General features: G+C 50.6%; 13 protein-coding genes and 1 other RNA gene. 5 read left to right on the top strand and 9 right to left on the bottom strand.

The genetic code is table 11. The features are described from left to right. The first annotated feature begins 133 nt into the window (after positions 1–133). Both glnK and amtB read left to right on the top strand, forming a co-directional pair. The gene (glnK, locus tag ACK8NJ_RS17500; RefSeq protein WP_000780338.1) at positions 134–472 is read left to right on the top strand and encodes a P-II family nitrogen regulator; all 339 of its coding nucleotides are present in this window, start codon (positions 134–136) and stop codon (positions 470–472) included. A gap of 29 nt (positions 473–501) precedes the next feature. Next, positions 502–1,788 carry an ammonium transporter AmtB gene (gene amtB / locus ACK8NJ_RS17495; RefSeq protein WP_191651491.1) on the top strand — a complete coding sequence of 429 codons (1,287 nt, stop codon included), beginning with the start codon at positions 502–504 and terminating at the stop codon, positions 1,786–1,788. A 48-nt stretch (positions 1,789–1,836) separates the two neighbouring features. Here amtB and tesB read toward each other — a convergent pair whose 3' ends face one another. Then, a complete protein-coding gene (gene tesB, locus ACK8NJ_RS17490) occupies positions 1,837–2,697 on the bottom strand; it encodes an acyl-CoA thioesterase II (RefSeq protein WP_000075876.1) in 861 nt (286 codons plus the stop codon). Between the two features lie 216 nt (positions 2,698–2,913). Here tesB and ACK8NJ_RS17485 point away from each other — a divergent pair, with 216 nt between their 5' ends. Next, the gene (locus tag ACK8NJ_RS17485) at positions 2,914–3,486 is read left to right on the top strand and encodes a YbaY family lipoprotein (protein WP_000779831.1); all 573 of its coding nucleotides are present in this window, start codon (positions 2,914–2,916) and stop codon (positions 3,484–3,486) included. 30 nt (positions 3,487–3,516) lie between these two features. Here ACK8NJ_RS17485 and ACK8NJ_RS17480 read toward each other — a convergent pair whose 3' ends face one another. Then, the gene (locus tag ACK8NJ_RS17480) at positions 3,517–3,828 is read right to left on the bottom strand and encodes an MGMT family protein (RefSeq protein WP_000409911.1); all 312 of its coding nucleotides are present in this window, start codon (positions 3,826–3,828) and stop codon (positions 3,517–3,519) included. 162 nt (positions 3,829–3,990) lie between these two features. Between ACK8NJ_RS17480 and ffs the strand changes: the two genes are divergently transcribed. Then, an RNA gene (gene ffs, locus ACK8NJ_RS17475) (signal recognition particle sRNA small type) lies at positions 3,991–4,087 on the top strand. Between the two features lie 119 nt (positions 4,088–4,206). Continuing rightward, the gene (locus ACK8NJ_RS17470; RefSeq protein ID WP_000878140.1) at positions 4,207–4,560 is read left to right on the top strand and encodes a DUF1428 domain-containing protein; all 354 of its coding nucleotides are present in this window, start codon (positions 4,207–4,209) and stop codon (positions 4,558–4,560) included. A 41-nt stretch (positions 4,561–4,601) separates the two neighbouring features. On the opposite strand, the gene pdeB is transcribed toward ACK8NJ_RS17470, so the two are convergent. The 7 genes from pdeB to acrA form a co-directional block, all read right to left on the bottom strand. Further along, complete coding sequence (gene pdeB / locus ACK8NJ_RS17465; protein ID WP_064225683.1) at positions 4,602–6,152, bottom strand: cyclic-guanylate-specific phosphodiesterase PdeB; 1,551 nt, start codon at positions 6,150–6,152, stop codon at positions 4,602–4,604. Between the two features lie 163 nt (positions 6,153–6,315). Continuing rightward, a complete protein-coding gene (locus tag ACK8NJ_RS17460) occupies positions 6,316–6,786 on the bottom strand; it encodes a YlaC family protein (protein ID WP_000136192.1) in 471 nt (156 codons plus the stop codon). Between the two features lie 115 nt (positions 6,787–6,901). Next, the gene (gene maa / locus ACK8NJ_RS17455; protein ID WP_064225671.1) at positions 6,902–7,453 is read right to left on the bottom strand and encodes a maltose O-acetyltransferase; all 552 of its coding nucleotides are present in this window, start codon (positions 7,451–7,453) and stop codon (positions 6,902–6,904) included. Between the two features lie 171 nt (positions 7,454–7,624). Next, entirely contained in the window at positions 7,625–7,843 is a 219-nt protein-coding gene (locus tag ACK8NJ_RS17450; RefSeq protein ID WP_001291435.1) for an HHA domain-containing protein, read from the bottom strand. 25 nt (positions 7,844–7,868) lie between these two features. Beyond that, complete coding sequence (tomB, locus tag ACK8NJ_RS17445) at positions 7,869–8,243, bottom strand: Hha toxicity modulator TomB (RefSeq protein ID WP_000344800.1); 375 nt, start codon at positions 8,241–8,243, stop codon at positions 7,869–7,871. Between the two features lie 545 nt (positions 8,244–8,788). Further along, complete coding sequence (gene acrB / locus ACK8NJ_RS17440; RefSeq protein ID WP_001132469.1) at positions 8,789–11,938, bottom strand: efflux RND transporter permease AcrB; 3,150 nt, start codon at positions 11,936–11,938, stop codon at positions 8,789–8,791. Between the two features lie 22 nt (positions 11,939–11,960). Further along, positions 11,961–13,154, bottom strand: coding sequence for a multidrug efflux RND transporter periplasmic adaptor subunit AcrA (gene acrA / locus ACK8NJ_RS17435; RefSeq protein ID WP_001295833.1), 1,194 nt, complete (start codon positions 13,152–13,154; stop codon positions 11,961–11,963). Positions 13,155–13,166 lie beyond the last annotated feature (12 nt).

Here is a 13,166-nt window from a genome sequence, read left to right as displayed (position 1 = left end):
CTGTCATAGTGCGTTTTCATTTTCAATCTTCTTAACTTCCTGCTCTCTTTCTCATTTTTCATTTCTGGCACACCGCTTGCAATATCTTCTTCGTGTAGCAGAACCATTACCGAATTCTGACCGGAGGGGATCTATGAAGCTGGTGACCGTGATAATCAAACCATTCAAGCTGGAAGACGTTCGTGAAGCGTTATCTTCCATTGGTATTCAGGGCCTGACCGTCACCGAAGTGAAAGGTTTCGGGCGTCAGAAAGGGCATGCCGAGCTGTACCGGGGGGCGGAATACAGCGTCAACTTCCTGCCAAAAGTAAAAATTGATGTGGCGATTGCTGATGACCAACTCGATGAAGTGATCGATATCGTCAGCAAAGCGGCTTACACCGGAAAAATTGGCGACGGCAAAATCTTCGTCGCTGAATTGCAACGCGTCATTCGTATTCGTACCGGCGAAGCCGACGAAGCGGCGCTGTAATCTCTGGCACACAGCAACAGGAACGAAAAATGAAGATAGCGACGATAAAAACTGGGCTTGCTTCACTGGCGATGCTGCCGGGACTGGTAATGGCTGCACCTGCGGTGGCCGATAAAGCCGACAATGCGTTTATGATGATTTGTACTGCGCTGGTGCTGTTTATGACTATTCCGGGGATTGCCCTGTTTTACGGTGGGTTGATTCGCGGCAAAAACGTGCTGTCGATGCTGACGCAGGTGACGGTGACGTTTGCACTGGTCTGTATTCTCTGGGTGGTTTACGGTTACTCGCTGGCGTTTGGTGAGGGAAACAACTTCTTCGGCAACATTAACTGGTTGATGCTGAAAAACATCGAACTGACGGCGGTGATGGGCAGCATTTATCAGTATATCCACGTAGCGTTTCAGGGATCGTTTGCCTGCATTACCGTAGGCTTGATAGTTGGAGCACTGGCGGAACGAATCCGCTTCTCAGCTGTGTTGATTTTCGTGGTGGTATGGCTGACGCTCTCCTACATTCCGATTGCGCATATGGTCTGGGGCGGCGGTTTGCTGGCTTCTCACGGTGCACTGGATTTCGCGGGTGGCACGGTGGTCCACATTAACGCCGCAATCGCCGGTCTGGTGGGCGCATATCTAGTAGGCAAACGCGTGGGCTTCGGCAAAGAGGCGTTTAAACCGCACAACCTGCCGATGGTCTTCACCGGGACTGCCATTCTCTATATCGGTTGGTTTGGCTTTAATGCCGGGTCAGCGGGCACGGCGAATGAAATCGCAGCACTGGCATTTGTGAATACTGTGGTCGCAACGGCGGCGGCAATTCTTGGCTGGATCTTCGGTGAATGGGCGCTGCGCGGTAAGCCTTCACTGCTGGGAGCGTGTTCAGGCGCGATTGCCGGTCTGGTCGGCGTGACGCCAGCCTGTGGCTACATTGGGGTTGGCGGCGCGTTGATTATCGGCGTGGTAGCTGGTCTGGCGGGCTTGTGGGGCGTTACCATGCTCAAACGCTTGCTGCGGGTGGATGATCCCTGCGATGTCTTCGGTGTGCACGGCGTTTGTGGCATTGTCGGCTGTATCATGACCGGGATTTTTGCCGCCAGTTCGCTGGGTGGCGTGGGCTTAGCTGAAGGTGTGACGATGGGCCATCAGTTGCTGGTACAGCTGGAAAGCATCGCCATTACGATCGTCTGGTCCGGTGTGGTGGCATTTATTGGCTACAAACTGGCGGATCTGACGGTTGGCCTGCGTGTGCCGGAAGAACAAGAGCGAGAAGGGCTGGACGTCAACAGCCACGGCGAGAATGCCTATAACGCGTAACAAGCACTGCAAAAAACAGCCGGACGGTTTTCACCTCCGGCTATTTTTTTAATTGTGATTACGCATCACCCCTTCCTGAACGGTCGAGGCAACCAGCACGCCGTCCTGGGTATAAAACTCACCGCGCACAAAGCCGCGTGCGCTGGACGCCGAGGTGCTCTCCACGCTATACAGCAGCCATTCATTCAAATTAAACGGGCGATGGAACCACATGGAATGGTCAATGGTGGCAATCTGAATCCCCGGTTCGAGAAAACCGATGCCGTGCGGCTGTAGAGCTACCGGCAGGAAGTTAAGATCAGAAGCGTAACCGAGCAGATACTGATGAACGCGCAGATCATCCGGCACGCTACCATTTGCGCGGATCCACACCTGACGATGCGGTTCTGCGACGTGCCCTTTCAGTGGGTTATGAAACTCCACCGGACGGACTTCAAGCGGACGATCGCAGATGAATTTATCTTTCAGCACTGGCGGCAGCAGGTGCGCCAGCGATTGGGCGATTTGCGTTTCCGAAGGCAGGCCATCAGGCGCTGGCGCGGACGGCATTGTTTTTTGATGTTCGAAACCCGCTTCTGGTGCCTGGAAAGAGGCAGTCATATAAAAAATCGGTTTGCCGTTTTGAATAGCAGCAACCCGGCGGGCGCTGAAGCTGTTACCGTCACGCAGCGTTTCGACATCATAAATAATCGGTTTCTTACTATCGCCTGGGCGAAGAAAGTAGCTGTGAAACGAATGTACCAGCCGCTCTTCAGGGACGGTCTCTTTTGCAGCATACAAGGCCTGACCCACGACCTGGCCGCCAAACACCTGGCGTAAACCTAAATCTTCACTCTGGCCGCGAAAGAGTCCTTCCTCAATTTTTTCCAGATTTAACAATGTCAGTAAATTTTTTAGCGCCTGACTCATATAACTCTCCAGTAACAAAGCTGCCGCAGCAAGCCAAAGTGAGTTGAGTATAACGCAAATTTGCCACTGGTCCGATGGGTGCAATGGTCTGAATTACGGGCTAATTACAGGCAGAAATGCGTGATGTGTGCCACACTTGTTGACGTTACTATTTTGTTAACCACTCTCCGGCGAGGAAAGTTAGCCCGCTGGTGCATTGATAATAAGGAGAAGTGAATGAAACTCGTGCACATGGCCAGTGGTTTAGCGGTTGCGATTGCGTTGGCGGCTTGCGCAGATAAAAGCGCGGATATTCAGACGCCAGCACCGGCTGCAAATACGTCTATTTCAGCAACACAACAACCTGCTATCCAGCAACCGAATGTCTCCGGTACCGTCTGGATCCGTCAGAAAGTCGCACTGCCGCCTGATGCTGTGCTGACCGTGACACTTTCTGACGCGTCGTTAGCCGATGCACCGTCAAAAGTACTGGCGCAGAAAGCGGTGCGTACCGAAGGCAAACAGTCACCATTCAGCTTTGTTCTGCCATTTAACCCGGCAGATGTTCAGCCGAATGCGCGTATTTTGTTGAGTGCGGCGATTACCGTGAATGACAAACTGGTATTTATTACCGATACCGTTCAGCCGGTGATCAACCAGGGCGGAACTAAAGCCGACCTGACATTGGTGCCGGTGCAGCAAACCGCCGTGCCGGTTCAGGCCAGCGGTGGCGCAACGACTACTGTACCTTCGACTTCACCAACTCAGGTGAATCCGTCTTCGGCAGTTCCAGCTCCTACGCAATATTAAGCGCAGTTAACCCTCTCCGCCCGGAGAGGGTTAGTAGTTCCAGCGATAACGCTGCAAGTCGATTTGCCCGCTTCCCGATACCATCACACCTTCTGCCAGTAATGCCTGTCGTTGACGCTGTAAATCCGGTCCGGTTAGCGAAATTGTGCCGTGGCGATTAACCACCCGATGCCAGGGTAAGGTGCTGCCTTCAGGGAGACGCTTTAACACACCGCCCACCTGGCGCGCGGCGCGGGGCGATCCTGCCAGTTTCGCCACATCACCGTAAGTGGTGACATAGCCTTCGGGAATAGCGGCGACGATTTGCCAGACGCGTTGGGGAAATGAATCTTCTTTTTCCATCTTTTCTTCCTGAGGTAATTTTTCAGCATAATCTGGAAAAACGCCCGAGTGAAGTCGCATTGCGCAAGAAACCAGCATCCGGCACGCAATGGGTTGCAATTAGCCGGGGCAGCAGTGATAATGCGCCTGCGCGTTGGTTCTCAACGCTCTCAATGGGGGCTCTGTTGGTTCTCCCGCAACGCTACTCTGTTTACCAGGTCAGGTCCGGAAGGAAGCAGCCAAGGCAGATGACGCGTGTGCCGGGATGTAGCTGGCAGGGCCCCCACCCATTTCTGCTTCCCCCCGTTTCGTCAAAAAATCCCAATATGGCTAAACTTTAACCACAACTGACGTCGCAAGAATTGTCTGGCTGCGCAGTACGCTTCGGAGGTATGTCTGATGAAGTATGTTGATGGTTTTGTGGTTGCCGTTCCTGCCGATAAAAAGGATGCCTATCGGGAAATGGCTGCTAAGGCTGCGCCATTGTTTAAAGAGTTTGGCGCGCTTCGTATTGTCGAATGCTGGGCCAGCGATGTACCGGATGGCAAAGTGACCGATTTTCGTATGGCGGTAAAAGCTGAAGAGAATGAAGAGGTTGTCTTTAGCTGGATTGAATACCCTTCAAAAGAGGTCCGCGACGCTGCTAATCAAAAGATGATGTCGGACCCACGGATGAAAGAGTTCGGCGAGTCCATGCCGTTTGATGGTAAGCGAATGATTTATGGCGGATTCGAGTCAATCATCGACGAATAGGTAGCGTGACGGGCTGTGCGGCGTGCCGTCAGCCCTACAATTCACAAATGTTGCTCGGCCCAGCGTAAGAAATCTTCTTTCGGTAATGCCTTGCTGTAGAGCCAGCCCTGACCGTAGTGCACGCCATGCTGGCGTAACCACTCTTCTTGTTTACTGGTTTCGATTCCCTCCGCTACCATTTTCAGTTTCAGTGTTTTTGCCATTTCGATGATATGCGGCGTGACATTTTTATATTCCAGCGCATCAACGAAAGATTTATCGATCTTCAGAATGTCGACATCCAGATCCTGTAAATAACTTAAACTTGAATACCCCGTACCAAAATCATCAAGATAAATTTCATGGCCCGCCTCCCGGTAGCGAGAAATTATCGGGGCGCTGGTTTTCGGATCGGCAAACTCGCGTTCAGTGAGTTCAAGCGCGATCTGTCTGGGATTAACCTGATAGTGATTGATCATTTCACGCAGCAATTGCGGGATTTTTTCCGAGGTGAGCACGGTGGATTCAAGATTGATCGAAATATGCTGCCGTGGATGCTGACGCAGCCAGTCGCCCATATCTTCAAAGACGCTTCTTATAATCAGTAGCGTCAATGGCTCAGAAAGGCCCGTTTGCTGTGCCAGCGGAATAAAACTATCTGGTGATAACCAACTACCGTCTGTCTGCGGCCAGCGCGCCAGTGCCTCAGCACCGACAATTTTGCCATTGGCTAAGGAGACAATCGGCTGATAGTGCACGCAAATATCACGATTTTCGATAGCATCCTGCAGCCGATGATGCGGTGACTGGATACGGCGCAAAATACGCAGCACAAACATCGCTGCCAGCAGGCCAATCACCAACCCGAGCGGTAACCAAATAAAGACTTGCCGATGCCAGTCTTTCTGCAACATTTTCGTTGAAGCCCAGGTGATGATCGAAATATTCATTTCCGGGAAGGGCAGGATATCGTAAATGATTCCATTATTTTCGATATGCTCACCGGGTGTTTTTTGTAGTCTGGTAATAATTCCCTGAGCAATTTCATCGCTGCTGGTTATCACAACGTTATGGGCATTGCCAATAATGGCGGCATCAATTTGCCATGAGCTATAGGGAATGACATCAATAAAGGAAGCGGGGTCGATCATGACGACATAATGTGCCGTTCCCATGGCAACCATGTAACGGATAATGCCTAAATCGTTATGCGATGTTAACCAGACACGATAACCATCTTTCGAAATTTTACCTGGCTCGGGGAAGGTATCGGGCGGGCTTTCATGCTCCAGAGACGAACACTGGGGAACGTTGTTATCGATATAAACCACTTCCTGAATATAGCGATAACTGTAAGATACCCGACGCATTTCCATGAGATGGGCTTCGCTACAGGCAGCGCCTTGCCATCTTTCCAGCTCTTGCAGCGCATCTTTCCCTTGTGTCGCCACCTTATTGGCCCGAATAGCGACGCGGGAGGAATACGTATTCAGCTCTTCAATAAATGATGTTTCTACCTGCTGATGGGCCAGCCAGATGCTTAAGCCGACAGGCAGCAATACTGAAAGAATCAGTACTCCCGAAATAAGGCCGACCAGATGTCGTGTTCTCACCAGCATATCCTTATTAACACAGTGTAGGGAAAGTATATCTGATTGTGGAAAAAGGCTGGCAGGAGATAAGGAGGTAGAGCCGGGATTTCATGAAGTGATGGGTGGAAACGATCGTTGTCATTTGACCAGGCGCAGAGCTTTACGCCTGGTATGTAACCCTAATTTAAGATGTTGATTCGGCGCGAGCGAGGGTAAAAATATCGTAAAAAGACAGTTCACCTTTACGGACGATCATTTTTTGCAGTTGTTCTTTATGAACATCCGCGACACGCGGAGAGTTCAAGATGGCTTCAACCAGCGCGGCAGGTACAAAGCGCGTGTTGTACCATTCGCCGTTATAGCAAACGCGGAAATCCAGCACGTCGATATCTTCATAGCGGTAGCGTGGGTAGACATCGAAAAAGAAGAAACCATTAAGCAGGATAAATAATACAACCAGTAACCAGACAGAGCCTGAAAGCGTTTCGGACTGCAACATCACTGCCAGGGTGGCAAAAAAAGCAACGTACATACCGATAAACAGCCCCGGATGTTTACGGATAAAACTGATACTAAAGCGGGGTTTGTTGTCGCGTTTTTCGCGGGTATTTAGAGACTCAATTGTTTCGGTCAGCAGGCGTTGTATTTCGGTCATCGTTTGCCTTCGTGGTATCTGCAACTTTCCAGGGAACACCCTATTTTAACGTGGGAATAGTAGAGGGGAAGTAACAGATTTACCACAATTTTGCATAACAGTCGCGAAAAACCGATTACAATTTTTTAATGATTCTGGCTGGATTACCGCCCACGACAACGTTGTCCGGGACATCTTTTGTGACAACTGCACCTGAGGCTACCACGACGTTATCACCAATGGTCACACCAGGGTTAATGACCGCGCGTCCGCCAATCCAGACGTTATTACCGATGGTGACGGGTTTCCCCAGTTCAGCACCGCTATTACGTGCTAAAGGGTCGATGGGATGTGTTGCCGTGTAGATATGAACGCCTGGTGCCAACATACAGTTATCACCGATGCGAATAGGGCAGACATCAAGCATCACGCAATCGAAGTTGGCGAAAAAATTATTGCCGAGAAAAATGTTATAGCCATAATCACAGCGAAACGTTGGCTCAATATAAGCCTCTGTCACCTGACCGAATAAATCAGCGAGAATTTGCTGGCGTAATGTGTGCTCTTCCGCCAGGGAATGATTGTATCGGTGAATAAGCTGACGAGCGCGCAGGCGATCGCGAGATAACGTCTCATCTGCCGAGCGATACAACTCACCAGCAATCATCTTTTCTTTTTCTGTGCTCATTACTGACCTCCGGTTGCTGAAAATGCGGCAACACAGTAAGACGAAAAGTCAGTGAAGAGAACGTTCCCATTACATCTGTGTGATAAAGATCACATAGGGTACGTCTTCATGGCGAAAAAGTATAAAATTCTTAATAAACAGCCGGTTATAGCTCCGAAAGCGAATTATTTATTAGCGAATAAATTTCCATACTGAGGAAGGGATCTTGTCGTACAGTTTATTCATGGTCAATTCGGCGAGGCGGTGATCTGCGGCTGAGTAAAATACCGCCAGTTCATTATCTGATAATTCGTATTTATTTTTCTCGATAACACGCTCCAGCGTGTCAATTGTCTGGCAACGACGTAAACGCATTAAATAATCGGTTTTTGTTAAAGGTTTTTCGGACATACTTCTACCCATGGTTGTAATAATTCTAACAAGATAAACTCGCAGGATTCTCTTTCGTCGCATTGACAAAACAACGGAATAGTCGATTACCTGACTTCCGCCATTTCTGAAGATCCTGCATATTAATACCATAACTGCTGAACAACATAAAGGTGTCATCCAGATATTCGTCGATCTGCTCAATGAGCTTATTGTCTTCATTATACTTAATTTTGTAATTAAGTGCGAAGGTCGCAATATGCTCAATCAGTTCATTCAACTGGAGGTTGATCGCCGAGGTTGGGTCGTTAACCCAGCCATGATTGCTTTCTTCAAGGTTTGCAAGACAGTCATGATACAGGGTTTCACAGAGAAACTTAAGCTGTGCGATATCATGTCTTTTGGGTGAGTATTCATCCATAACGCGTCCCCTTCTTAGTGGTTGAACTAACGGACACCTTTCGGGATGGAAAAAACTTACTGACCTGGACTTGCCCTCTCGTTTGTTAGCTTAACTATAAGCCACTCTTTGCAGGTTTTCATCGCATTATTACGAAAAATTACAATTAGGAAGGAAGCGGGACAGGACTTACTTTTTCATACTAGCACTAACCCGCAGCAGGTAAAAGCAGTTTGCTCGAACTGTTCATAACATTTCAGGATTATCGCCAGATGAAATTGGTAACACTAATACCAGGATTGCTCTGAATATGACGTAATAACCGAGGAATGAATAAAGAATTACCGCAAATAATTAAGAATAGCCTCTAAATGATTATGGATTATTAAATCTATTAGCGCTACTTAATATAAATTAACTAACAATCAGTATTTTTTATGAATTTTATACGTGTTTAATACTGGTTTTCGTATGAGATCCTGAGTTGGTGGTTCAATGACTCCTTAATGTTCGTAGGTTATGCATAAAAAAGGCCGCTTGCGCGGCCTTAGTGATTACACGTTGTATCAATGATGATCGACAGTATGGCTGTGCTCGATATCTTCATTCTTGCGGCTAAAGCGGCGGCGAACCACCACAAAGAATACCGGAACGAAGAAGATTGCCAGTACCGTTGCGGTCACCATCCCGCCCATTACACCGGTACCTACTGCGTTCTGCGCGCCGGAACCAGCACCAGTACTGATAACCAGCGGCATAACGCCGAGGATAAACGCCAGCGAGGTCATCAGGATCGGACGTAAACGCATCCGCACCGCATCAAGCGTCGCTTCAATCAGACCTTTACCTTCTTTATCCATCAAGTCTTTGGCGAATTCGACGATAAGTATCGCGTTCTTCGCCGACAACCCAATGGTTGTGAGCAGGCCTACCTGGAAGTAAACGTCATTGGTCAGGCCACGGAAGGTGGCAGCCAGCAACGCACCGATAACCCCCAGCGGAACGACCAGCATAACGGAGAACGGAATCGACCAGCTTTCATACAGCGCCGCCAGACACAGGAACACGACAATCAACGAAATCGCGTACAGTGAAGGTGCCTGGTTGCCGGAGAGACGTTCCTGATAGGACATCCCCGTCCAGTCATAGCCAACACCGGTAGGCAGTTTGCTCGCCAGTTGTTCCATCAGCTCCATTGCTTCACCGGTACTTTTACCCGGTGCCGCCTGGCCTAAGATTTCCATGGATGGCAGGCCGTTGTAACGTTCCAGACGCGGCGAACCGTACTCCCAACGAGAAGAGGAGAACGCCGAGAACGGCACCATCTGACCATCAGCAGCACGAACATACCAGTCGCCGATATCATCCGGCAGCATACGGTATTTCGCTTCTGACATGACGTAAACTTTCTTCACACGACCGCGGTCGATAAAGTCGTTCACATAGCTACCGCCCCATGCAGCGCCCAGAGTGGTGTTAATGTCGTTGATAGAAACACCCAGCGCCTGCGCTTTTTCCTGGTCGATATCAATCTTAAACTGCGGGGTATCTTCCAGACCGTTTGGACGTACGCTGGTCAACATATCAGGGTGCTTCGCTGCTTCTGCAAGCAGCTGGTTACGCGCCTGAGTCAGTTTTTCGTGACCAAGGCCAGCCTGGTCAATCAGCTCAAAGTCAAAGCCGGTTGCAGTACCCAGTTCCACGATTGCGGGCAGGTTAAAGGCGAAAACCATCGCATCTTTGATTTGCGAGAAAGCGCGTGTTGCACGCATGGTAATCGCTTCAACTTTGTTTTCTTCGCCCGGACGATCGGCCCAGTCCTTCAAGGAAACGAACGCAATACCGGTATTCTGACCACGTCCCGCAAAGCCGAAGCCGTTAACGGCGAACACCGACTCAACGTTGTTCTTTTCTTTGGTCAGATAGTAATGCGTTACCTCATTGAGCACTTTCTGCGTACGTTCCTGCGTTGCACCTGCTGGCAGCTGAACCATGGTCATAAATACGCCCTGGTCCTCATCTGGCAAGAAGGAGCTTGGCAGACGCACGAATAGATAGGCCATGCCGACCACGATGATCAGATACAGCACCAGGTAACGCCCTGTACTGCGCAGAATACCGCCTACGCTGTCGGTGTAGTGGTGCGTGCTCTTCTCGAACATGCGGTTAAACCAGCCGAAGAAGCCTTTTTTACCTTCCCCGTGATCGCCTTTGGCAATCGGTTTCAGCATGGTGGCACAAAGAGCCGGAGTCAGAATCAACGCCACCAGTACCGACAGCGCCATTGCTGAAACAATGGTAATAGAGAACTGACGATAGATAGCACCAGTAGAACCGCCAAAGAAGGCCATCGGTACGAATACCGCCGACAGTACCATCGCGATACCGACCAGAGCGCCCTGAATCTGCCCCATCGACTTACGGGTGGCTTCTTTTGGCGGCAAACCTTCTTCCGCCATCACACGCTCAACGTTTTCTACCACAACGATGGCGTCATCCACCAACAGGCCGATGGCGAGCACCATCCCGAACATTGTTAGCGTGTTTATCGAGAAGCCAAAGGCGGCAAGGACGGCAAAGGTCCCCAGCAATACCACCGGTACGGCAATGGTCGGAATCAACGTCGCGCGGAAGTTCTGCAGGAACAGATACATAACCAGGAACACGAGGATGATCGCTTCGACCAGCGTTTTAACCACTTCGTGAATAGAGATTTTCACGAACGGCGTGGTGTCGTACGGGTAAACAATTTTCAGACCCGACGGGAAGAACGGTTCCATCTTCGCCAGTTCAGCACGGATTGCCGCAGCGGTATCCAGCGCGTTCGCGCCGGTTGCCAGCTTGATCCCCAGACCGGAAGCCGGTTGGCCGTTAAACTCTGCGATGATGTCGTAGTTCTCACCACCCAGCTCAATCTTCGCGACGTCACGCAGCAACACGCGGGAACCATCCTGATTCACTTTCAGCAGGATTTTGCCGAACTCTTCAGTAGAGGTCAGACGCGTCTGAGCAATAATAGAGGCGTTAAGCTGTTGGCCTTTCACCGGCGGCGTACCACCGAGCTGACCCGCCGCAACCTGGGCGTTCTGTGCTTTGATGGCGGTAATGACATCAACCGGCGTTAGCTGGAATTTGTTCAGTTCATTCGGGTTCATCCAGATACGCATCGCGTACTGTGAACCGAACAACTGAACGTCACCCACGCCCGACGTACGGCTGATGGCATCTTTCATATTAGCCGCCACGTAGTCGGAGATATCCTCCTGCGTCATGGTGCCATCGGTGTTGATAACCCCGACAACCATCAGGAAGCTGCTGGATGATTTCTCAACGCTCACCCCTTGCTGCTGTACTTCTTGCGGCAGCAACGGCATCGCCAGTTGCAGTTTGTTCTGCACCTGAACCTGCGCGATATCTGCATCAGTACCAGACTCAAAGGTCAGGGTGATCTGCACGGTACCCGTGGAGTCACTGTTAGAGGACATGTACATCAGGTTATCGATACCGTTCATATTCTGTTCGATAACCTGTGTCACCGTGTCCTGCACTGTTTTCGCATCAGCGCCGGGGTAGGAGGCGGAGATCGTTACTGCCGGCGGTGCAATCGTAGGATATTGCGCCACCGGCAGTTTGAGGATCGCCAGCCCCCCTGCCAACATGATGATAATGGCGATCACCCACGCAAAAATCGGGCGATCGATAAAGAAATTAGGCATGTCTTAACGGCTCCTGTTTAAGTTAAGACTTGGACTGTTCAGGCTGAGCACCGCTTGCGGCTTGCTGGTTATTATCAGCGGTAACTTCTTGTGCTTTTACCTGGACACCAGGACGCACTTTCTGCAGCCCACTTATTACTACGCGATCGCCTGCTTTCAGACCTTCTGTCACCAGCCACTTATCGCCAATAGCCTGGCTTGCAACGATCGGACGGGTTTCCACTTTGTCATCCGCGCCAACCACCAGTACGGTGGCATCGCCACGCGGCGTACGGGTTACGCCCTGTTGCGGGACTAAAATAGCGTTTGGATTAAGCCCTTCTTCCAGACGTGCACGTACGAACATACCCGGCAGCAGAGTGTGATCCGGGTTCGGGAAGATAGCGCGTAGGGTGATAGACCCGGTGGTCTGATCAACGGTAACGTCAGAGAATTCCAGCGTACCGTCCTGCGGGAACTTAATGCCGTCACTGGTGATCAGCGACACTTTAGCTTTGCCGTTCTCTTGTTTCAGCGTGCCATTTGCCAGTTCCTGTTTCAGGCGCAGGAAGTCGTTGCTGGACTGGGTCACATCAACGTAGATCGGATCAAGTTGCTGCACGGTTGCCAGCGCAGTCGCCTGACCGTTCTGTACCAATGCGCCTTCCGTCACGTTCGACTTACCAATGCGACCGCTAATCGGAGAGGTAACTTTGGTGTAAGCCAGATTGATCCGCGCAGTTTCAACGGCAGCTTTCGCCGCAGTTACCGCAGCATTCGCCTGTTGCGCATCAGCCAGAGCCTGATCGTACTCTTGCTTACTGATGTACTGAGTACCGAGCAGTTTCTGATAACGATTCACCGTCAATTGCGCGATATTGGCTGCAGCCTGGGCTTTCGCCAGATCGCCTTTCGCGCTGTCGTATGCCGCCTGATAGGTCGCAGGATCAATCTGATAGAGAGAGACACCTGCTTCGATGTCGCTACCTTCTTTGAAATTACGCTTCAGGATAATCCCGCTAACTTGAGGACGAACTTCTGCGATCCGGTAGGCACTGGTGCGACCCGGAAGCTCGGTTGTGATCTGCAGAGGTTCAGTTTTGACTGTTACTACGCCAACGGCGGGCATCTGCTGGCCACCTTGTTGGGCCTGTTTGTCGTCACATCCTGTTAGGGCTAAGCTGCCTGAGAGCATCAGAACGACCGCCAGAGGCGTAAACCCTCTGTTTTTGTTCATATGTAAACCTCG

Origin of the sequence: Escherichia sp. F1, assembly GCF_046764225.1 — a bacterium.
GTDB classification, from domain to species: domain Bacteria; phylum Pseudomonadota; class Gammaproteobacteria; order Enterobacterales; family Enterobacteriaceae; genus Escherichia; species Escherichia coli.
Note: the sequence above shows the minus strand (reverse complement) of the source record. Positions and strands in the feature narration are given on the sequence as shown.

What these genes read in the sequence shown, in the direction of transcription:
- tomB (WP_000344800.1), bottom strand. Translation starts at nt 8,243, where the DNA reads ATGGATGAATACTCACCCAAAAGACATGATATCGCACAGCTTAAGTTT.
- maa (WP_064225671.1), bottom strand. Translation starts at nt 7,453, where the DNA reads ATGAGCACAGAAAAAGAAAAGATGATTGCTGGTGAGTTGTATCGCTCG.
- ACK8NJ_RS17470 (WP_000878140.1), top strand. Translation starts at nt 4,207, where the DNA reads ATGAAGTATGTTGATGGTTTTGTGGTTGCCGTTCCTGCCGATAAAAAG.
- ACK8NJ_RS17450 (WP_001291435.1), bottom strand. Translation starts at nt 7,843, where the DNA reads ATGTCCGAAAAACCTTTAACAAAAACCGATTATTTAATGCGTTTACGT.
- ACK8NJ_RS17485 (WP_000779831.1), top strand. Translation starts at nt 2,914, where the DNA reads ATGAAACTCGTGCACATGGCCAGTGGTTTAGCGGTTGCGATTGCGTTG.
- ACK8NJ_RS17480 (WP_000409911.1), bottom strand. Translation starts at nt 3,828, where the DNA reads ATGGAAAAAGAAGATTCATTTCCCCAACGCGTCTGGCAAATCGTCGCC.
- acrB (WP_001132469.1), bottom strand. Translation starts at nt 11,938, where the DNA reads ATGCCTAATTTCTTTATCGATCGCCCGATTTTTGCGTGGGTGATCGCC.
- amtB (WP_191651491.1), top strand. Translation starts at nt 502, where the DNA reads ATGAAGATAGCGACGATAAAAACTGGGCTTGCTTCACTGGCGATGCTG.
- tesB (WP_000075876.1), bottom strand. Translation starts at nt 2,697, where the DNA reads ATGAGTCAGGCGCTAAAAAATTTACTGACATTGTTAAATCTGGAAAAA.
- glnK (WP_000780338.1), top strand. Translation starts at nt 134, where the DNA reads ATGAAGCTGGTGACCGTGATAATCAAACCATTCAAGCTGGAAGACGTT.
- ACK8NJ_RS17460 (WP_000136192.1), bottom strand. Translation starts at nt 6,786, where the DNA reads ATGACCGAAATACAACGCCTGCTGACCGAAACAATTGAGTCTCTAAAT.
- acrA (WP_001295833.1), bottom strand. Translation starts at nt 13,154, where the DNA reads ATGAACAAAAACAGAGGGTTTACGCCTCTGGCGGTCGTTCTGATGCTC.